Source organism: Gammaproteobacteria bacterium, assembly GCA_017999615.1.
Taxonomy (GTDB): Bacteria; Pseudomonadota; Gammaproteobacteria; order JAABTG01; family JAABTG01; genus JAGNLM01.
In genome coordinates this window covers 531631-549927 of record JAGNLM010000001.1, presented here as the reverse complement: position 1 = coordinate 549927, position 18297 = coordinate 531631, and the positions used below count along the sequence as shown (strand labels likewise).

Below are 18297 nucleotides of genomic sequence, written 5' to 3'. Positions count from 1 at the left end.
CTTCACAGTCCGCATGTTAGCAGATGTTCCGCAGGCCGGTCCGAGCTCCGGGCTCGGGCCTTCCCCCCGCGCACCCGGGCCGCAGGGGCCGGTCCCGAGGTCAGACCTCCCGGCGTCCCAGGAAGGCGTGGGCGAGGGTTCCGCTGTCGACGAACTCGAGCTCCCCGCCGACGGGCACGCCGTGAGCGATGCGCGTCGCCCGCACCCCGCGCTCGCGCGCCAACTCCGCGATGTAGTGGGCGGTTGCCTCGCCCTCGACGGTGGGGTTGGTGGCCAGGACCAGCTCGCGCACCCCGCCTTGCGCCAGGCGGGCATCCAGGGCGTCGAGACCCAGGTCGACGGGACCCACGCCATCGATGGGCGACAGGTGACCGAGCAGGACGAAGTACTGGCCGCGGTAGTCGGTCGCCTGCTCCAGCGCGACCACGTCGGCCGGGCTCTCGACCACGCAGAGCAGGCCCGCGTCCCGGTGCGAGCTCGCGCAGGTCGCGCAGAGATCACCCTCGGTGTAGGTCCGGCAGCGGCTGCAGTGGCCGATCCGGACCATGGCCTCGTCGAGGACGCCGGCGAGTCTCCTCCCCCCTGCCCGGTCGCGCTGCAGGAGGTGGTAGGCGATGCGCTGCGCCGACCGCGGACCCACGCCCGGCAGGCAGCGCAGGGCGTCCATCAACTGGTCCAGCAACCGGCTGCCGGTGCCGGCCATGGGGCCTCGAGCCCTCAGAAGGGGAGCTTCATGCCCGCGGGCAGGCCGAGACCGCTCGTGAGCCCCGCCATCCGCTCCTGGGTCGTCCGCTCGACCTTGCGGACCGCGTCGTTCACCGCCGCGGCCACCAGGTCCTCCAGCATCTCCCGGTCCTCACCGAGCAGGCTCGGGTCGATGGTCACGCGCCGCACGTCGTGGCGCCCGTTCATGACCACCCGCACGAGCCCCGCACCGGACTCGCCGGTCACCTCGATGGTGGCGAGCTCCTCCTGGGCCTTCTGCAGATTGGCCTGGAGTTGCTGCGCCTGCTTCATGATGTTGCCCAAGCCACCCTTCATCGCGTCCGCTCCTGTCGCTGCGGCCGGTCGCCCGCCCGCGCCTCACGTTTCACCGTCGGTCTCCCCGCCGGCCCGCACCGATTCCTCGATCACCGACGCAGAGAACGCGTCGCGCAGGTGCTTCACCGTGGGGTCCCGGTCGAGGACCCTGGCCGCCACCCCGCGCCGCTCGGCGAGCTCCCGCCTCGCCCGCTGCGTCGGGCTCTCCGCCCCGTCGAGCGGGCCGACTTCGATGGACAGCCGCATGGCCCTCCCGAGATGCGTGGAGAGCGCCCGCTCCAGCTGACTCTCGCGCCCCGCCCCGCGCATCTGGGCGTGGGCTGCGTCCACGCGCAGGCGCAGCCGGTCCTCCTCCCGCCCCAGCAGGACGCTGTTCATGGCGAGCTCCCGGGCCATGCCCTGGAGGGGCAGCGCGGCGACCAACGCCGGCCAGTCCATGGGATCCTCGCCGTTCGACTCGCCTCTCGCGGCAGGGGGCGGGGCCTGCGGGGCCCCGGCGACCGGCCCGGCGCCCTTTCCCGTCCGTGCCGCGGCGGCCGCGGGACCCTCCGGGGCAGGCCGCGGCCGTGCCGCACCCGGAACTTCCCGCGGCGCCGGCGCAGCCTGCGGCGCTCCCTCCGGCCGGAAGGCCAGCATCCGCAGGACGGTCATCTCGAGCGCGGTCTTCGGGTCCGGTGCCAGGGGCAGGTCCCGGCGCCCGAGCAGCGCGAACTGATACCAGAGCTGCACATCGCCCGGAGCCAGCGCGCCCGCCAGGGCAGCCACCCGAGCGGGGTCCTCGCCTCCTGCCGGGGCCTCACCGAGCAACTGCGTGAGTGCCACCTGGTGCAGCAACGCCGCCAGCCGCACCAGGACCTCCTCGAGGTCGGGCGCGCCTTCGGCGAGGTCCCCCGCCCTTCTCAGGACCTCCCCGGGGTCTCCGGCCGCCAGCGCCTCCGCCAGGGCAAGGAGCGCCCCGCGGTCGAGCGTCCCCAGCATCTCCCGGACCGCAGCCTCGCGCACGGTTCCGCCGCCGAACGCGATGGCCTGGTCGAGGAGGCTGAGGCCGTCGCGCACGCTGCCGTCGGCCGCGGCCCCGAGGGCCTCGAGCGCGGCAGGCTCGGCGGACACCCCCTCCGCAGCCGCCACCCGCCCCAGATGAGCCGCGATCCGGCCCGCCCCGAGGCGCTTCAGGCTGAACTGCAGGCAGCGAGAGAGGACCGTCGCAGGCAGGCGCTGGGGATCGGTGGTCGCGAGCAGGAACTTGACGTGGGGCGGTGGCTCCTCGAGGGTCTTCAGCAGCGCGTTGAAGCTGTGGGCCGAGAGCATGTGCACCTCGTCGATGAGGTACACCTTGTAGCGGCCCCGGGTCGGGGCGTACGGGACGTTCTCGAGCAGGTCACGGGTGTCCTCGACCTTGGTCTTGGACGCGGCGTCCACCTCGATGAGGTCCACGAACCGGCCCTCGTCGATCTCGCGGCACGCCGCACACTCGCCGCACGGGTGTGCGGTCACCCCCCGCTCGCAGTTCAGGCACTTGGCCAGGATCCGGGCGATGGTCGTCTTGCCGACGCCCCGCGTGCCGCTGAACAGGAAGGCGTGGTGCAGGCGCTGGCTCTCGAGCGCGTTCGCGAGCGCGGTCACCACGTGAGCCTGACCGACCACGTCCTCGAAGACGCGCGGGCGCCACTTGCGGGCCAGTGCCTGGTAACTCATCTCTCCGGGCCGACGCGAAGGAGAGGCGGCTCACCCCGGCCACACCCCGGCACACGCATCCGCTGCTGCCGCTGCTCCCTTCCGGGCCTGACGGGGTTCACAGCCTATCGTTGCGGGGGGACCCGGGCGAGCCGCCATGGGGCGCGGCCGCCTCGGCAACCGCGCCGTCAGTATACGCCATGCGCCTCACCAGGACCTTGTCCACCCGGCGCCCGTCCATGTCCAGCACCTCGAACCGCAGCCCCGCCGCCTCGAACACCTCCGCCGGGGCCGGGACACGGCCGAGACTCAGCATGACGTAGCCGCCGACGGTGTGGACCTTGAGGGAGTCCTCCCCGGGCAGTGCATCCAGGTCGAAGCGCTGCTTCAGGTCGTGCAGGTCCATCATCCCGTCGACGAGCCAGCTGCCGTCCTCGCGCTCGACCGCCTCCGGGGTCTCCTCGGCGGCTCCGGAGGGCAGCGCGCCGACGATCGCCTCGAGGACGTCCGTGAGCGACACCAGGCCCGCCACCTCACCGTACTCATCGACCACGAGGGCCGTGTGCAGTTGGCTGCGCTTGAAGTGCGCGAGCAGCTGGATGAGCGTCACCGTCGTCGGCACGAATAGGGGTGGGGCGGCGACCGCAGCGAAGTCCAGCTCTTTCCCCGTCAGCAGGCTGCGGAGCAGGGCCTTGGCGGTGACGAAGCCGACCACGTTCTCGAGCCCCCCCACGCACACCGGGACCTCCGAGTAGGTGTCCTCCAGGAGCCGAGTGCGGTTGACGGCGAAGGGCTCGGCCGTGTCCACGTAGACGATGTCCATGCGGGGCGTCATCACCGCCCCCACCCGTCGGATGTCGAGCCGCAGGATGTTCTCCACGAGCTCCAGCTCCGTCCGCTCGAACACCCCCTCCTGCGTTCCCTGCTCCATCAGGATCTGGATCTCCTCCTCCGTCACCGACGGCTCGCTCGGGCGCCGGACCCCGAGAAGCCGCAGGACCCCTTCCGTGGACAGGCTCAGCAAACGCACCAGGGGCCGCGAGAGCAGCGAGAGCCGGTGCATCGGTCGGGCGACCCGGACCGCGATCGTCTCGGGGTGCAGCATCGCGATGCGCTTCGGGACCAGCTCGCCCACGATCAGGGAGGCATAGGTGATGAGCGCCACCATCAGCGCGAGAGCGATCCCCTCGGCGTGCGGCGCGGTGAGCGGCCAGCGCTCCAGCCAACGCTGGAAGGACTCCGCGAGGCTCGCCTCGCCGATGGCGCCCAGCAGGACCCCGATACCGGTGATTCCCACCTGGACGGTCGACAGGAAGCGCGTCGGCTCGGCGGCCAGCTCGAGCGCGCGGGCGGCCCCCGGCCGGCCGTCCTCCGCCATGTGCTGCAGACGCACGCGGCGCGAGGAGACGATCGCGAGCTCGGACATGGCGAAGAGCCCGTTCAGGGAGATGAGGAGCAGGAGAAGAAGGACTTCGGGCAGCATGGACGATGACACCTCGGGTGGGCCGGGCCGCCGTGCGGCGAGGCGCTGGGACCGCGCGGGCGGTCCTCGGCGAGCTCCTCGGCGAACCTTCAGAATGCCAGGAAGCGCGGCCGGAAGGGGAGCCAGAGCACGGAAAGCTCCTCCGGTCAATGGGTTGACTCTGCCGATGAGGGCCTTACAGTTTGCGGTTTCGTCTCTGGGGAGAGTCAGGAATGAGCGAGGGCCACGCCGGCAAGCGGGGCAAGGGGACTGTTTTCGTCTTGCGGGAGGTCTGCAAGGGCTGCTCGTATTGCGTGGACTTCTGTCCCCCACACTGCCTCGAGCTCTCCAAGGAATTCAACGCGAAGGGGTATTTCTTCCCCGTCCTGGCCCGCCCCGACGAGTGCACGGGGTGCGACCTCTGCGGGCTGTACTGCCCCGACTTCGCCATCTTCGGCGTGCGCTACAAGGACCTCGAGAAGCGGCGCGGCGCGGCGCCGGCGGCCGAAGCCTCTCCCGACAGCGCAGGGGAGGTGAAGCCTTGAAAGCCGACCCCCGTGGCGTTCTGACCGGCGACCACTTCATCGACGGAGACCACGCGGCCTGCGAAGGCGCGCTGGCCGCCGGTTGCCGTTTCGTGGCCGGTTACCCCATCACCCCCTCCACGGAGGTCGTGGAGCGCTTCGCGAGCCGCATCCCCCTCGTCGGTGGGGTCTTCATCCAGCTCGAAGACGAGTTGGCCTCCTCCATCGCGATCCAGGGAGCGGTGTGGGCGGGACTCAAGGCGATGACCGTCACCTCGGGGCCCGGCCTCTCCCTCATGATGGAGCACGTGGGATACGCGGCGATCACCGAGACCCCCCTGGTCATCGTCGACGTGCAGCGCGGTGGCCCTTCGACGGGGCTTCCCACCCTGCCGGCCCAGGCCGACATGATGCAGGTGAAGTGGGGCTCCCATGGGGACTACGAGGTGATCGCGCTCTCCCCCCAGTCGCCCCAGGAGTGCTTCGACCTGATGATCCAGGCCTTCAACCTGGCCGAGACCTACCGCGTGCCGGTGTTCTTCATGATGGACGAGGTGGTGGGCCACATGACGGAGCGGGTGACCATCCCGCAGGCCTCGGAGATCGACGTCGTCGAGCGGCGTTGGACGAAGAAGAAGCCCGGGGAGTACCGGGTCTTCGAGGCCGGTGAGGACCTCGTGCCGGACATGGCGAAGACCGGGGACGGCTACCGGATCCACGTGACGGGCCTCACCCACGACGACCGGGGTTATCCCGTCATGAACCCCGCGGCCCAGAAGAAGCTCATCGAGCGTCTGGTCGGCAAGGTCCGACAGAACCGCGACAAACTCCTCGACGTGCGCGAGGATGGCGTCGAGGAGGCCGACGTCGTGGTCGTGTCCTTCGGGATCACCTCGCGCGTGGCTGCCGCGGCCGTCGAAGAGGCCCGGCACCGGGGCGTCAAGGTGGGGCACCTGCGCCTGGTCATCGTGTGGCCCTTCCCGGCCGAGCGCGTCGCCGCCCTCGCTGGCCACGCGAAGGCCTTCGTCGTCCCCGAGATCAACATGGGCCAGATCGTGCAGGAGGTCGAGCGGGCGGTCGCCGGGCAGGCGAAGGTCGTCTCCATGCCGCGCCCCGGTGGCTCGGTGCACGAGCCCGAGGCGATCGTTGCGAAGATCCTGGAGGCCGCCCGATGAGCGCCTGCGAAGAACAAGCCGTCTGCGGGGTCGAGGAAACGCCGGAGCACGCGGTCCTTCCCTTCCTGCGCAAGGACCGCATGCCCCACATGTGGTGTCCGGGTTGCGGCATCGGGACCGCCGTCAACTGCTTCGGCCGCGCGCTGGCCGAGTCGGGCCTGGACCTCGACAAGACGACGCTCGTGAGCGGAATCGGCTGCACCGGCCGCGTAGCCGGTTACGTGAATCTCGACTCCTTCCACACCACCCACGGCCGGGCGATCCCCTTCGCCACGGGCATGAAGCTCGCGAATCCCGAGCTCAAGGTCGTGGTCTTCTCGGGGGACGGGGATCTCTTCGCGATCGGCGGGAACCACTTCATCCACGCCGCGCGCCGCAACATGGACCTCACCGTCATCTGCGTGAACAACTTCACCTACGGCATGACGGGAGGCCAGGTGGCCCCCACCACGCCTCCGGGGGCCATCCAGACCACGATGCCCTTCGGCAATTACGAGCCGTCCTTCAACCTCCCTCACCTGGCCGACGCCTGCGGCGCGGTGTACGTGGCCCGCTGGACCGTGTACCACGTGAAGCAGCTGACCCGGGCCATGAAGGAGGCCATGAATAAGAAAGGGTTTTCCTTCGTCGAGGTCCTGGCGCCCTGCCCTACCCTCTACTCCCGGAGGAACCGTCTGGGCAACGGTGTGGAGCAGCTGAAGTACTACAAGGAAAACAGTGTCCTCAAGCACGGTGCCCCCACGGCGGAGCTGGACATCGGGTACCAGGGGGAGATCGCGGTGGGCAAGTTCGTCGACCGGGATCGGCCAACCTGGCTCGATGCGATGAACGGCCACCACGCGAAGGTCATCGGCGAGCAGTATCGGCCCTGGGGTGCGCGATGAAAACGGAGATCCGGGTCAGCGGCCTCGGCGGTCAGGGTGTCATCCGCTGCGGGATGATCATCGGGATGGGCGCGTCCATCTACGATGGGAAGCACGCGACCGTGCTCCAGTCCTTCGGACCCGAGGCCCGGGGGAGCGCGTCGAGCGCCCAGGTCACCGTCTCCGACGCCCCCATCGGCTACCCCTACGTCAAGCACGCGGACATCCTGATCCTGATGTCCCCCGACGCCTACCGGCAATTCGGGGCGACGCTCAAGCCGGGGGGGCTCCTCATCTACGAGAGCGAGCTCATCACGCTCGACCGGCCCCTGCCCGAGGGCGCGCGGGCGTTCGGGGTCCCTGCTTCGCGGTTTGCCGAAGAGCTGGGGCGGCGCATCATCCTCAACGCCGTGATGGTCGGGGTGTTCGCGGGCCTCACGTCGGTCGTCTCGCCGGAGGCGCTGGAGAAGGCGGTGGGCGAATCCGTGCCGAAGACCACCCGGGAGTTGAATCTGACGGCCTTCCGCAAAGGCCTGGAGTACGTCCGGGGCGCCTGACCACCACCGTGCGTCCCGAGAAATCCGTCGAAAAATAGCCCCGGAGACGGGCGCCCTGCGCGGCGCGTGCTCAGCGTGGTCCGGGACAGCGCACCACGGGATCAGCCGCCCCGCGCCGGCTCAACCATCGCCGCGCGACTGCTCGACCCAGATCAGCCCGCCGACGTCGATGCCGTAACCCCGGGCCTGCTCCAGGAGCCGCGCCCGGACGTCCTCGGGCAGCCGCTTCTCGCGGGCCAGGATCCAGAGGTAGTCCCGGTCGGGGCCCATCACCAGGGACCACGCGTACTCCTTCTGGTCGAGCGCCACCACGTGGTAGCCACCGTAGAAGGGCCCGAAGAAGGAGACCTTCAGCGAACCGCGGCCGCGGTCACCGGTGAAGAGTGCCCGCCCGACCGCCTCCCGCCAGCCCCCCCGCTTCGGGTCGTAGCCCCGGTTCACCACCTCGACGCTACCGTCCGCCCGCAGGCGATAGGTGGCGCTGACGTCGGTGAGACCCCGCTCGAAGGAGTGGTCGAGACGCGCGATCTCGTACCACTTGCCGAGGTAGCGCTCGATGTCGAAGGGCGTGACGGCGGAGACCCCCTCGGGGGGCGCGGTGGAACACCCGCTCGTCCCGAGCAGTGCGGTCAGGAGGACGGCCGCGAAGTGCACGGCCAGCCTGAGGGAACGGCTCGCGCCGGTGGGGTCGGGCATGGTCACGCACCTGTCGGGGGGGCAGTGGGGTTGGCGGAGAGGGTGGGATTCGAACCCACGATACGGTTTTAGCGTATACACGCTTTCCAGGCGTGCGCCTTCAACCACTCGGCCACCTCTCCGGCGGCTGCCCATCTCGCCTGCGGGTCCCCTTCCTGGAGTCGTGCAGGCCGACGCGCCCGTCAGGGCACAGGCAGGGGCGGAAGGGTAAACCACGGCCGGCGACCCTGGCAACGTATACTGCCCGGGATTCGAGGCCCTGGCCGTATAATCCGGCCTCATTGCCTCCAGGACCGGAGCCGCCCCCCCCCGATGAGCAACAGCTTTCAGACCCGCACGACCCTGACGGTCGGCGGACGCGACTACGAGGTCTTCAGCCTCGCCCGCCTCGGCCAGCACTTTGACCTGACGCGGCTGCCGTTCTCCCTCAAGGTCCTCCTCGAGAACCTGCTGCGCCACGAGGACGGGGTCAACGTCGGCGCCGAGGACATCCGGGCGCTCGCCGAGTGGAGCCCCGGCGACAACGCCGAGCGCGAGACGGCCTTCGCCCCGGCGCGCGTGCTGCTTCAGGACTTCACGGGGGTCCCGGCGATCGTCGACCTGGCGGCCCTGCGCGATGCCATGGCCGCCCTCGGCGGGGACCCCCGGCGCATCAGTCCCCTGACACCGGCCGAGCTCGTGGTGGACCACTCGGTGATGGTGGACTACTACGGGACACCCGAGGCCTTCGAGCAGAACGCGCGCCTCGAGCTCGAGCGCAACCGCGAACGCTACGCATTCCTGCGCTGGGGCCAGCAGGCCTTCGCCAATTTCCGTGTGGTCCCGCCGGACACGGGCATCGTCCACCAGGTCAACCTGGAGCACCTCGCCCGGGTGGTGTTCTCGGTCGAGAGAGACGGTCTGTGGCGCGCCTATCCCGACACGGTCGTCGGCACCGACTCGCACACTACCATGGTCAACGGCCTCGGCGTCCTCGGCTGGGGAGTGGGCGGGATCGAGGCCGAGGCGGCGATGCTGGGCCAGCCGATCAGCATGTTGATCCCCCCGGTGGTCGGATTTCGCCTGACCGGGCGCCTTCCGGAGGGCGCGACGGCGACCGACCTGGTCCTCACCGTCACCCAGATGCTGCGCCGCAAGGGGGTCGTGGGGAAATTCGTCGAGTTCTGCGGGGACGGGCTCGACGCGCTGCCGCTCGCGGACCGGGCCACGCTGGCCAACATGGCCCCCGAGTACGGGGCGACCTGCGGCGTCTTCCCCATCGACGCGGAGACCTTGAGGTTCCTGGAGCTCACCGGGCGCCCACCCGAGCAGGTGGCACTGGTCGAGGCCTATGCCCGGCACCAGGGCCTGTTCCGCGAGCCGGGCACACCCGTGCCCCAATACAGCGACCGGCTCGAGCTCGACCTGTCCACCGTGCAGCCGTGCCTCGCCGGTCCCAAACGGCCCCAGGACCGGGTCCCCCTGGCATCCGCCCAGGCCTCCTTCCGGGAGGCCCTGGCCTCCGCCACGCGGGACCGTGTCGGTAGCGGCAGCGCCCGGGTCTGGATCGGTGAGGGCCAGGTGGAGCTCCGGGACGGCGCGGTGGTGATCGCGGCGATCACCAGTTGCACCAATACCTCCAACCCCGCGGCCATGGTCGCCGCGGGACTGGTCGCGAAGAGGGCGGGCGAGCGCGGCCTCAAGGTGAGGCCGTGGGTGAAGACCAGCCTGGCACCCGGCTCCCAGGTGGTGACGGAATACCTGCGCCGGTCCGGGCTCCTCGCGCCCCTGGAGCAGCAGGGCTTCGCGGTCGTGGGGTACGGGTGCACCACCTGCATCGGAAACTCCGGCCCGCTCCCCGAGGCGGTGAGCCACGCCCTGCGCGAGGGGGACATCACCGCCTGCTCGGTGCTCTCGGGAAACCGCAACTTCGAGGGGCGGGTGCACGCCGAGGTGAAGATGAACTACCTCGCCTCGCCCCCGCTGGTGGTGGCCTACGCCCTGGTGGGCACCCTGGACGTGGACCTCACGACCGAGCCCCTCGGCACGGGCTCCGACGGCCTGCCGGTGTTCCTGCGCGACGTCTGGCCGACCCAGCGCGAGGTGCAGGACGTGCTCGCGGAGGCGATCGACGCGGACATGTATCGGCGCGTCTACCGCGACGTCTTCGCCGGAGACGCCCGCTGGAACGCGCTCGACGTCCCGGCGACGGACCGCTTCCCCTGGGACCCCGAGTCAACCTACGTCCGCCACCCGCCCTACTTCGAGGGGATCGGCCCCCCGGGGATCCAGGAGATCCGGGGCGCGCGGGCCCTCGCCATCCTCGGTGACAGCATCACCACCGACCACATCTCTCCCGCCGGTTCCATCAAGGCGGACAGCCCCGCCGGGCACTACCTCGTCGCCCACGGCGTGGCGCCGAAGGACTTCAATTCCTACGGGGCCCGGCGTGGCAATCACGAGGTGATGGTGCGCGGGACCTTCGCCAACATCCGCCTGCGCAACCTGATGGCACCGGGCACCGAGGGCGGCTGGACGGTGCATCAGCCCTCGGGCGAGACGCTCAGCATCTACGACGCGGCGATGCGCTACCAGTCCGAGGGGGTGCCGCTCGTCATCCTTGCCGGGAAGGAGTACGGCAGCGGCTCGTCCCGGGACTGGGCGGGCAAGGGGCCGCGCCTGCTCGGTGTGCGCGCCGTCATCGCCAGCAGCTACGAGCGCATCCACCGCTCCAACTTGGTGGGGATGGGGGTGCTGCCGCTGCAGTTCCTCGACGACCAGGACGCGGGCACCCTGGGCCTCACGGGGCGCGAGACCTTCGACCTGGAGGGGTTGGAGGGTGGCGTGCGGCAGATCGCCGTCCTGGCCACCTCGCCCGCCGGGGACGTGACCCGCTTCAAGGTCCGGGTCCGGATCGACACGCCCAAGGAGTGGGAGTACTACCTGCAAGGCGGCATCCTGCCCTACGTGCTCCTGCAGATCGCGGCCCGATAGCCGGCGCAGGCGGCGGTCCCCCGGAGGTGCCCCGGCGCGGGCGGACGGCGGTGCGAGACCGATGACGCGAGAGGTTCCGTACGGGAGCTGGGCCTCACCCCTGGGACCGGCGGACGTGGCCGCGGCCTCCGTCCGCCTCGGGTCACCCCGGGTGGACGAGGGCGTCAGCTACTGGACCGAGACCCGCCCCTTCGAAGGCGGTCGCACGGTACTGGTGCGGCGCCCTGCGGGCGGCGTCGCGAGCGACCTGACGCCGCCCGCCTACAGCGTGCGCAGCCGGGTCCACGAGTACGGCGGGGGCGCTTACGCAGTCCGCGCGGGCACGGTGTACTTCGTCAATCTCCACGACCAGCAGGTCTACCGGCAGGCGTCCGGGGCCGACCCGGAACTACTCGGCCAGTCCGGCCCCTGGCGGCACGCGGACCTGGCGCTGGACCCGGCGCGGGGACGCCTGCTCTGTGTGCGCGAGGAGCTCGCGTCCGGGGCCGAGCCGCGCTCCTCGCTGGTGGCCTTCGGACTTGCTGCGGGGCGGGGCAGCCCGGCGCGGACGCTCGTCGCCGGACCCGACTTTCTCGCCTCGCCCCGCGCCTCTCCCGACGGCGCAAGCCTCGCCTGGCTCGAGTGGGACCACCCGGACATGCCCTGGGACGGCACCCGGTTGCGGGTGGCGGAGCTCGGAGCGGACGGCGTACCGGAACGGACCGTGACGGTGGCCGGCGGCCCCGGGGAGTCGGTGTTCCAGCCCGAGTGGGGTGCGGACGGCAGCCTGTGCTTCGTCTCCGACCGCAGCGGGTGGTGGAACCTGTACCGCTGGACGCGGGGCCGGCTGGAGGCACTGGCGGCGGCCGAGGCGGAGTTCGGGCTGCCCCAGTGGCTGTTCGGCATGAGTACCTATGCAGTCCTCGGCGACGGGTCCGTCGTCTGCGCCTTTGCCCGCGACGGCAGCTGGCATCTCGGCCGCATCGCGGCCCCCGGGTCCGCCCTGGAGACCCTCCCCACCCCCTTCACCCTCGTCGCGGACCTCTGGCCGGACGGCGACGGCGTCGTCTTCACCGGGGCGAGCCCGGACACCGACACCGCCGTGCTCCGCCTGGACCCCGCCACGGGGCAACTCGACGTCCTGCGCGAGGGGGGCTCAGTCCCCCTCGCGCCCGACTGGCTCTCCCGGCCCCGGGCGGTCACCTTCCCCGCCGCGGGCGGCGCCCACGCCCACGCCCTCTTCTACCGCCCCCGCAATCCCGAGGCGACCGCCCCTGCCGGCGAGCGTCCGCCCCTGCTGGTCCGGTGCCACGGCGGGCCGACGGGTGCCGCGACCCCGGCCTTCGACGCGGTCGTGCAGTTCTGGACGACCCGCGGCTTCGCCTTCGCCGACGTCAATTACGGTGGCAGCAGCGGCTACGGGCGGGCGTACCGCCAGCGCCTGGAGGGCCGCTGGGGGCTGGTGGACGTAGCGGACTGCGTGGCGGCGGCGCGCCACCTCGCGGAGGTCGGGGAGGTCGACCCCCGGCGAATCGCCATACGAGGCTCGAGCGCGGGCGGCTTCACCGTCCTGGCGGCGCTCGCCTCCGGGCAGACGTTCCGGGCAGGAGCGGTCTACTACGGGGTGAGTGACCTGGAGACCCTCGCGCGCGACACCCACAAATTCGAGTCGCACTACCTGGACCGCCTGGTGGGCCCCTATCCCGAGGCCGCCGAGACCTACCGGGCGCGCTCTCCCCTGCACCACGCCGACCGGATCAGGGCGCCGGTGATCTTCTTCCAGGGGCTCGAGGACCGCGTCGTTCCCCCCGACCAGACCGAGCGCATGGTGGGCGCCCTGCGCGAGCGAGGCATCGCGGCGGAGTACCTCGCCTTCCCGGGGGAGCAGCACGGCTTCCACCAGGCCGAGACCATCCGCCGCTGCCTGGAGGCCGAGCTCGCGTTCTACCGCCGCGCGCTCGGCCTCGGTCTCTCCCTACTCCGCGACCTTGGGTAACCGCTGGAGCGCCTCGTGGATGGCGCTCTCCGGGTACTCGTAGTCCTCGAGGTCCCCGGCGAAGTACTTGTCGTAGGAGGCCATGTCGAAATGGCCGTGCCCGGACAGGTTGAACAGGAGCGTCTTCGGCTCGCCCGTCTCCTTGCAGCGCAGCGCCTCCTCGACGCAGGCGCGGATCGCGTGTGAGGACTCGGGGGCCGGGATGATGCCCTCGGCGCGCGCGAACATCACGCCCGCCTCGAAGGTCGCCAGTTGGGGCACCGCCACCGCCTCCAGCAGCTTCTCGTGGACCAACTGGGAGACGAGCGGCGCGGCGCCGTGATAGCGCAACCCTCCCGCGTGGATCCCGGGGGGCATGAAGTCGTGGCCCAGGGTGTACATCTTCATCAGGGGCGTGTAGCCAGAGGCGTCGCCGAAGTCATAGGCGAACACCCCCTTGGTCAGGGTCGGGCAGGAGGAGGGCTCGACCGCGACGATGCGGAGATTTCGCGCCCTCTTGTCGCCGGCCGCCTTGTCGGCGAGGAACGGGAAGCTCAGGCCGGCCAGGTTGCAGCCGCCGCCGCAGGGGGCGAAGATCACGTCCGGGTAGTCCCCGACCTTGTCGAATTGTTTCTTGGCCTCCAGGCCGATCACGGTCTGGTGCAGCAGCACGTGGTTCAGCACCGAGCCGAGCGTGTAGTTGGTGTCCTTGCGCGAGGCCGCCTCCTCCACCGCTTCCGAGATCGCGATGCCCAGGCTGCCCGGGCTGTTCGGGTCCTTCGCGAGCACCGAGCGCCCCGCCTGCGTGAGCTCCGAGGGGCTCGCGAAGACCTCCGCACCCCAGGTCTTCATCATGGAGCGGCGGAAGGGCTTCTGCTCGTAGCTCACCTTCACCATGAAGACCCGCGCCTGCATCCCGAGCATCTCGGCCGCCATGGAGAGCGCGCTGCCCCACTGGCCGGCGCCGGTCTCGGTGGTGAGGCGATTGAAACCCGCCATCTTGTTGAAATAGGCCTGGGCCACCGCCGAGTTGGGCTTGTGGGACCCGGCCGGTGAGACCGACTCGTTCTTGAAGTAGATCCTGGCGGGGGTGCCGAGCATCTGCTCCAGGCGGTGCGCCCGCACCAGGGGCGAGGGGCGCCAGATCCGGTAGATCTCCCGCACCGCTTCGGGGATGGGGACCCAGCGCTCCCGGGACACCTCCTGCTCCAGGAGGTTGCCGGGGAAGATCGCCAGCATCATCTCCGGCTTCAGCGGCTTGCCGTCGGACCCGAACGACGGGTACGGCGGGTTCGGCATGTCGGCCACCACGTTGTACCAGTGGGTCGGGATCTCGTTCTCGTCCAGCAGGATCTTCGTGTGCACGGCTGAACCTCCTCGGAGCCGATGGTCTACGGGGTCAAGAAGCTTTGCCGCACCACCGTCGAGTGCCATGTCCGGGCCACAACAGGCCGCGGCCGGTCCACCGGCCGGTACGGGATCCAGTGTGCAGGTATACTCCCGCCCGAACCAACCTGCCACCGTTCCCTTTTGCGAGGCACCCGATGGGCGAGCTCGTCTCCGAGTTGCTCGGCAACCCCTACCTCCAGGCTACCCTCCTCGGCCTCGTCGAGGGAGCGACGGAGTTCATCCCGGTGTCCTCGACGGGCCACCTCATCCTGGTGGGCGACTGGCTCGGGTTCAACGACGAGCGCGCCAAGACCTTCGACATCTTCATCCAGCTGGGCGCCATCCTCGCGGTGGCGTGGCTGTACCGGCAAAGGGTGGCGCGACTCGCCAGGGTCTGGGGAGGGGCGCCCGAGGACCGCCGACTCGTCGTCAACCTCCTGCTCGCGTTCGTGCCCGCGGCGGCAGTCGGCCTTCTGACCCATCACTGGATCAAGGCCTACCTCTTCACGCCCTGGGTTGTGGCCGCGGCGCTCGTGCTCGGGGGTGTCGCGATCCTCGTCATCGAGGCCCTCGAGGTGCGCCTGCGCGTCCCGGCGATGGACGACATCCCTCCCCGCACGGCGCTCGGCATCGGCATCGCCCAGTGCCTGTCGCTCGTCCCGGGCGTCTCGCGCTCGGGTGCGACCATCATGGGCGGCCTGCTCCTTGGCCTGTCGCGCACGGCGGCGACGGAGTTCTCCTTCTTCCTCGCCATCCCGATCATGCTGGCGGCGACCACCTTCGACCTGGCGAAGAGCCAGTCGGCACTCTCCCCGGCCGACCTGCCACTCTTCGCGGTGGGCTTCGTGACGTCCTTCTTCAGCGCGCTTCTCGTGGTCAAGCTCTTCGTGCGCTACGTTTCCCACCACAGCTTCGCGGCCTTCGCCTGGTACCGGATCATCTTCGGCGCGCTGCTGCTGGGCTACTACTACAGCCATTCGACGGGACCGGCCGCGGGCTGACGGCCATCCGACCCCGGCCGGGTACGACGCCCCTATACTGCAGGTCTCTGCACGAGGCCGCGGAGGCACCATGGACCTGACACCGCTCACCGCCGTCTCTCCCATCGACGGCCGATATGCCGGGAAGACCGCGGACCTGCGACCCATCTTCAGCGAGTACGGGCTCATCCGGCACCGGGTCGAGGTCGAGGTCCGCTGGCTCGAGCACCTGGCCAGCCGAAGCGAGATCGCCGAAATACCCCCGCTCGGCGAGCGGGCACGCAATCTCCTCGGGGGCATCGTGGAGCAGTTCGGCGTCGAGGATGCCCAGCGGGTCAAGAACATCGAGCGCACGACCAACCACGACGTCAAGGCGGTCGAATACTTCCTGAAGGAGAAGATCGCGGGTAACCCCGAGCTGGCCGCGGTCTCGGAGTTCATCCACTTCGGCTGCACGTCGGAGGACGTGAACAATCTCGCCTACGCCCTGATGCTGCGCGAGGCCCGCACCCAGGCGCTGCTGCCCGCGATGGACGAAGTCGTCCAGGCGCTCGGCCACCTGGCCCACGCCCTCGCGGACCGGCCGATGCTCGCCCGCACCCACGGCCAACCCGCCTCGCCCACGACCGTCGGCAAGGAGCTGGCGAACTTCGTTCACCGGCTGCGCAGGCAGCGCGAGCAGGTGGTCGGCATCCCCCTGCTCGGCAAGATGAACGGCGCCGTGGGCAACTTCAACGCCCACCGGGCCGCCTATCCCGAGGTGGACTGGGAGCCTCTGGCGCGCGACTTCGTGGTGAGCCTCGGCCTCGTCTGGAACCCCTACACCACGCAGGTCGAGCCCCACGACTTCATCGCCGAGCTCTTCCACGCGGTGTCCCGCTTCAACACGGTCCTGATCGATCTCTGCCGGGACCTCTGGGGCTACGTCTCCCTTGCCTATTTCAAGCAAAAGACCAAGGCCGGCGAGGTCGGGTCCTCGACCATGCCGCACAAGGTGAACCCCATCGACTTCGAGAATGCGGAAGGCAACCTCGGGATCGCCAACGCGCTGTTCGAGCACCTCGCCGGAAAGCTGCCCGTGTCGCGCTGGCAGCGCGACCTCTCGGACTCGACCGTCCTGCGAAACCTGGGCGTCGGCGTCGCCCACTCGGTGCTGGCCTACCAGGCGACGCTCGCCGGCCTCGGCAAGCTCGAGGTGAGCCCGACCCGGCTGGCGGAGGACCTGGACGAGCACTGGGAGGTGCTCGCCGAGGCCGTGCAGACCGTCATGCGCCGCTACGGGGTCGAACAACCCTACGAGAAGCTCAAGGCGCTCACGCGCGGCCAGGAGGTCGACCGCGCGGCGCTCGTCGCGCTCATCGAGAGGCTCGAGATCCCCGCGGGGGCCAAACGCACCCTGCTCGACCTGACGCCGGCCGCCTACACCGGGATCGCGGCCCGCCTCGCACGGGAGATCTGAGGCGTCATGGGCGCGGTGTTGCGAAGCCTGCCGGCGCGCAGCCTGCTGACGCTCACCCTGCTCTTCGGAGCGGCGGCGCCCGGCCACGCCGAGGAGGGACAGGCCCTCACGATTCTCCACTTCAACGACCTCCACGGGCAGCTCGAGCCGGTCGCCGACCCGGCGACGGGCCGGACCCTCGGTGGCATCGCCCGGCTCGCCTCGGCGGCGCGCGCGGTCCGCGCCGAGGATCCCGAGCGCCCCGTGCTGCTGCTCTTCGCCGGGGACCTCCTGCAGGGCACGGTGACCTCCACCGTGTTCCTCGGTCTGCCCGACCTGGGATTCCTCGGCGACGTGGGGGTCGACGCCGCGGTCGTGGGCAACCACGAGCTCGACTATGGGCAGACGCACTTCCGCGACCTCCTGGCAGAGGCCCGCTTCCCCATCCTGGCCGCCAACCTGCGGGCCGAGCCGAGCCCCTTCCCGGTGCGGGACTCCGTCGTCCTGGCCCCGCCCGGCGGGCCTCGGGTGGCGGTGCTCGGGCTCGTCACCGACGAGCTGACCGCCACCACGCACCCCCGGAACATCGCCGGGATCCGCGTCGAGGACCCCGTGGCGGCGGCTCGCCGACTCGTGCCCCGACTGGAGCGGGAAGCCGACCTGGTGGTCGTGCTCTCCCATCTGGGCGTGGCGGAGGACCGCCGCCTGGCTCGGGAGGTCCCGGGGGTGGACCTGGTGGTGGGCGGCCACAACCACCACCTCTTCCCGGAGCCCCTCATCGAGAACGGCGTTCCCGTCCTCCAGGCAGGCGACCGCGGTACCCACCTGGGGCGCCTGGACCTCCGGGTGCGTGACGGCCGCGCCGAGGTCGTCGCCTACCGGGTCCTGCCGATGGACGAGGGCGTTCCGGAGGACGCGAGGCTCGCCGCGGAAGTGCGGGCCCTCGCCGACCGGCTGGAGCAGGAGGTCGCGGTGGTGGTGGGGCGCAACGCCGTGGAGCTGGACGCCAGCCGGGAGCGGATCCGGCGCGGGGAGAGCAACTTCGGGAACTTTCTGGCCGACCTCGCGCGCGAGCTCACCGCCGCCGACATGGCCCTGTTCAACGGCGGCGGCTTCCGGGCCTCGATCCCGGCGGGCGAGGTCCGGGTGAAGGACGTCTACCAGGCGTTTCCCTTCGGCAACGAGCTCGTCACGGGCACCCTGACCGGCGCCCAGGTCCAGGCGGCGCTCGACCGCTCGGCCTCCCTGGACCCCCAGGACAACCCGGGAGGTTTCCTGCAGGTCTCGGGCCTGCGCTACGCCATCACGAACGGCAGGGCCGGGGCCGTCACCGCGGCCGGCGAGCCGCTCGCCCCCGCGGCCCGCTATCGCGTGGTGCTGCCGGACTTCCTCGCCGAGGGGGGCGACAACTACCTCGTGCTGAAGGAGATGGAGGACCGGGTGGCCACCGGGCGCCTCATCTCGGACCTGGTGATGGAGGCCTTCCGGGAACGGGGCGAAGTCTCGGTGACCCTGGACGGGCGCATCACCCGCCCCACCGTAGAGGCCGGCCCACCCCGGCGCTGACCGAG

Annotated in this window: 14 protein-coding genes, 1 tRNA gene, 1 other RNA gene and 1 pseudogene; 9 read left to right on the top strand and 8 right to left on the bottom strand. The window is 70.8% G+C overall.

Features of this window, described 5'->3' with window-relative positions; translation table 11 throughout:
* Positions 1-100: 100 nt before the first annotated feature.
* The 5 genes and pseudogenes from recR to KA217_02370 form a co-directional block, all read right to left on the bottom strand.
* Positions 101-703 (bottom strand): recombination protein RecR, encoded by a 603-nt coding sequence (gene recR, locus KA217_02390; GenBank protein ID MBP7711303.1) that lies wholly within the window; start codon positions 701-703, stop codon positions 101-103.
* A 14-nt stretch (positions 704-717) separates the two neighbouring features.
* Entirely contained in the window at positions 718-1041 is a 324-nt protein-coding gene (locus KA217_02385) for a YbaB/EbfC family nucleoid-associated protein (protein MBP7711302.1), read from the bottom strand.
* 42 nt (positions 1042-1083) lie between these two features.
* Entirely contained in the window at positions 1084-2736 is a 1653-nt protein-coding gene (dnaX, locus tag KA217_02380; GenBank protein ID MBP7711301.1) for a DNA polymerase III subunit gamma/tau, read from the bottom strand.
* Between the two features lie 30 nt (positions 2737-2766).
* An RNA gene (gene ffs / locus KA217_02375) (signal recognition particle sRNA small type) lies at positions 2767-2863 on the bottom strand.
* Positions 2864-2914: 51 nt separating this feature from the next.
* Positions 2915-4198: pseudogene (locus KA217_02370) on the bottom strand (HlyC/CorC family transporter).
* A gap of 212 nt (positions 4199-4410) precedes the next feature.
* Here KA217_02370 and KA217_02365 point away from each other — a divergent pair.
* Genes KA217_02365 through KA217_02350 form a run of 4 tightly spaced genes read left to right on the top strand, consistent with a single transcriptional unit; the run spans position 4411 to position 7296 of the window.
* Complete coding sequence (locus KA217_02365; GenBank protein ID MBP7711300.1) at positions 4411-4722, top strand: ferredoxin family protein; 312 nt, start codon at positions 4411-4413, stop codon at positions 4720-4722.
* Positions 4719-5876 (top strand): 2-oxoacid:acceptor oxidoreductase subunit alpha, encoded by a 1158-nt coding sequence (locus KA217_02360; GenBank protein MBP7711299.1) that lies wholly within the window; start codon positions 4719-4721, stop codon positions 5874-5876. Before KA217_02365 ends, KA217_02360 begins: the two co-directional genes overlap by 4 nt.
* The gene (locus KA217_02355; GenBank protein ID MBP7711298.1) at positions 5873-6760 is read left to right on the top strand and encodes a 2-oxoacid:ferredoxin oxidoreductase subunit beta; all 888 of its coding nucleotides are present in this window, start codon (positions 5873-5875) and stop codon (positions 6758-6760) included. The genes KA217_02360 and KA217_02355 overlap by 4 nt, the downstream gene beginning before the upstream one ends.
* Complete coding sequence (locus KA217_02350) at positions 6757-7296, top strand: 2-oxoacid:acceptor oxidoreductase family protein (protein MBP7711297.1); 540 nt, start codon at positions 6757-6759, stop codon at positions 7294-7296. The genes KA217_02355 and KA217_02350 overlap by 4 nt, the downstream gene beginning before the upstream one ends.
* Before the next feature lie 120 nt (positions 7297-7416).
* On the opposite strand, the gene KA217_02345 is transcribed toward KA217_02350, so the two are convergent.
* On the bottom strand, positions 7417-7992 hold the full coding sequence (locus KA217_02345; protein ID MBP7711296.1) for a lipocalin family protein: 576 nt from the start codon (positions 7990-7992) through the stop codon (positions 7417-7419).
* 31 nt (positions 7993-8023) lie between these two features.
* Positions 8024-8114 (bottom strand) — tRNA-Ser (locus tag KA217_02340).
* 190 nt (positions 8115-8304) lie between these two features.
* Between KA217_02340 and acnA the strand changes: the two genes are divergently transcribed.
* Positions 8305-10965 carry an aconitate hydratase AcnA gene (gene acnA, locus KA217_02335; GenBank protein ID MBP7711295.1) on the top strand — a complete coding sequence of 887 codons (2661 nt, stop codon included), beginning with the start codon at positions 8305-8307 and terminating at the stop codon, positions 10963-10965.
* Between the two features lie 61 nt (positions 10966-11026).
* Positions 11027-12940, top strand: a complete 1914-nt coding sequence (locus tag KA217_02330) for a S9 family peptidase (GenBank protein MBP7711294.1) — start codon at positions 11027-11029, stop codon at positions 12938-12940.
* Here the strand turns inward: KA217_02330 and KA217_02325 are convergent.
* The gene (locus tag KA217_02325) at positions 12920-14353 is read right to left on the bottom strand and encodes a TrpB-like pyridoxal phosphate-dependent enzyme (protein MBP7711293.1); all 1434 of its coding nucleotides are present in this window, start codon (positions 14351-14353) and stop codon (positions 12920-12922) included. The two genes, KA217_02330 and KA217_02325, sit on opposite strands and share 21 nt — an antisense overlap.
* Before the next feature lie 110 nt (positions 14354-14463).
* Here KA217_02325 and KA217_02320 point away from each other — a divergent pair, with 110 nt between their 5' ends.
* The 3 genes from KA217_02320 (at position 14464) to KA217_02310 (ending at position 18292) form a co-directional block, all read left to right on the top strand.
* Positions 14464-15309 (top strand): undecaprenyl-diphosphate phosphatase, encoded by an 846-nt coding sequence (locus KA217_02320; protein ID MBP7711292.1) that lies wholly within the window; start codon positions 14464-14466, stop codon positions 15307-15309.
* Positions 15310-15379: 70 nt separating this feature from the next.
* Complete coding sequence (gene purB, locus KA217_02315; GenBank protein ID MBP7711291.1) at positions 15380-16747, top strand: adenylosuccinate lyase; 1368 nt, start codon at positions 15380-15382, stop codon at positions 16745-16747.
* A 6-nt stretch (positions 16748-16753) separates the two neighbouring features.
* Positions 16754-18292, top strand: a complete 1539-nt coding sequence (locus KA217_02310; GenBank protein MBP7711290.1) for a bifunctional metallophosphatase/5'-nucleotidase — start codon at positions 16754-16756, stop codon at positions 18290-18292.
* The last annotated feature ends 5 nt before the right edge of the window (positions 18293-18297 follow it).

What these genes read in the sequence shown, in the direction of transcription:
- KA217_02345 (MBP7711296.1), bottom strand. Translation starts at nt 7,992, where the DNA reads ATGCCCGACCCCACCGGCGCGAGCCGTTCCCTCAGGCTGGCCGTGCAC.
- KA217_02355 (MBP7711298.1), top strand. Translation starts at nt 5,873, where the DNA reads ATGAGCGCCTGCGAAGAACAAGCCGTCTGCGGGGTCGAGGAAACGCCG.
- recR (MBP7711303.1), bottom strand. Translation starts at nt 703, where the DNA reads ATGGCCGGCACCGGCAGCCGGTTGCTGGACCAGTTGATGGACGCCCTG.
- purB (MBP7711291.1), top strand. Translation starts at nt 15,380, where the DNA reads ATGGACCTGACACCGCTCACCGCCGTCTCTCCCATCGACGGCCGATAT.
- KA217_02350 (MBP7711297.1), top strand. Translation starts at nt 6,757, where the DNA reads ATGAAAACGGAGATCCGGGTCAGCGGCCTCGGCGGTCAGGGTGTCATC.
- KA217_02320 (MBP7711292.1), top strand. Translation starts at nt 14,464, where the DNA reads ATGGGCGAGCTCGTCTCCGAGTTGCTCGGCAACCCCTACCTCCAGGCT.
- KA217_02365 (MBP7711300.1), top strand. Translation starts at nt 4,411, where the DNA reads ATGAGCGAGGGCCACGCCGGCAAGCGGGGCAAGGGGACTGTTTTCGTC.
- KA217_02385 (MBP7711302.1), bottom strand. Translation starts at nt 1,041, where the DNA reads ATGAAGGGTGGCTTGGGCAACATCATGAAGCAGGCGCAGCAACTCCAG.
- dnaX (MBP7711301.1), bottom strand. Translation starts at nt 2,736, where the DNA reads ATGAGTTACCAGGCACTGGCCCGCAAGTGGCGCCCGCGCGTCTTCGAG.
- KA217_02310 (MBP7711290.1), top strand. Translation starts at nt 16,754, where the DNA reads ATGGGCGCGGTGTTGCGAAGCCTGCCGGCGCGCAGCCTGCTGACGCTC.
- KA217_02330 (MBP7711294.1), top strand. Translation starts at nt 11,027, where the DNA reads ATGACGCGAGAGGTTCCGTACGGGAGCTGGGCCTCACCCCTGGGACCG.
- acnA (MBP7711295.1), top strand. Translation starts at nt 8,305, where the DNA reads ATGAGCAACAGCTTTCAGACCCGCACGACCCTGACGGTCGGCGGACGC.
- KA217_02325 (MBP7711293.1), bottom strand. Translation starts at nt 14,353, where the DNA reads ATGGCACTCGACGGTGGTGCGGCAAAGCTTCTTGACCCCGTAGACCAT.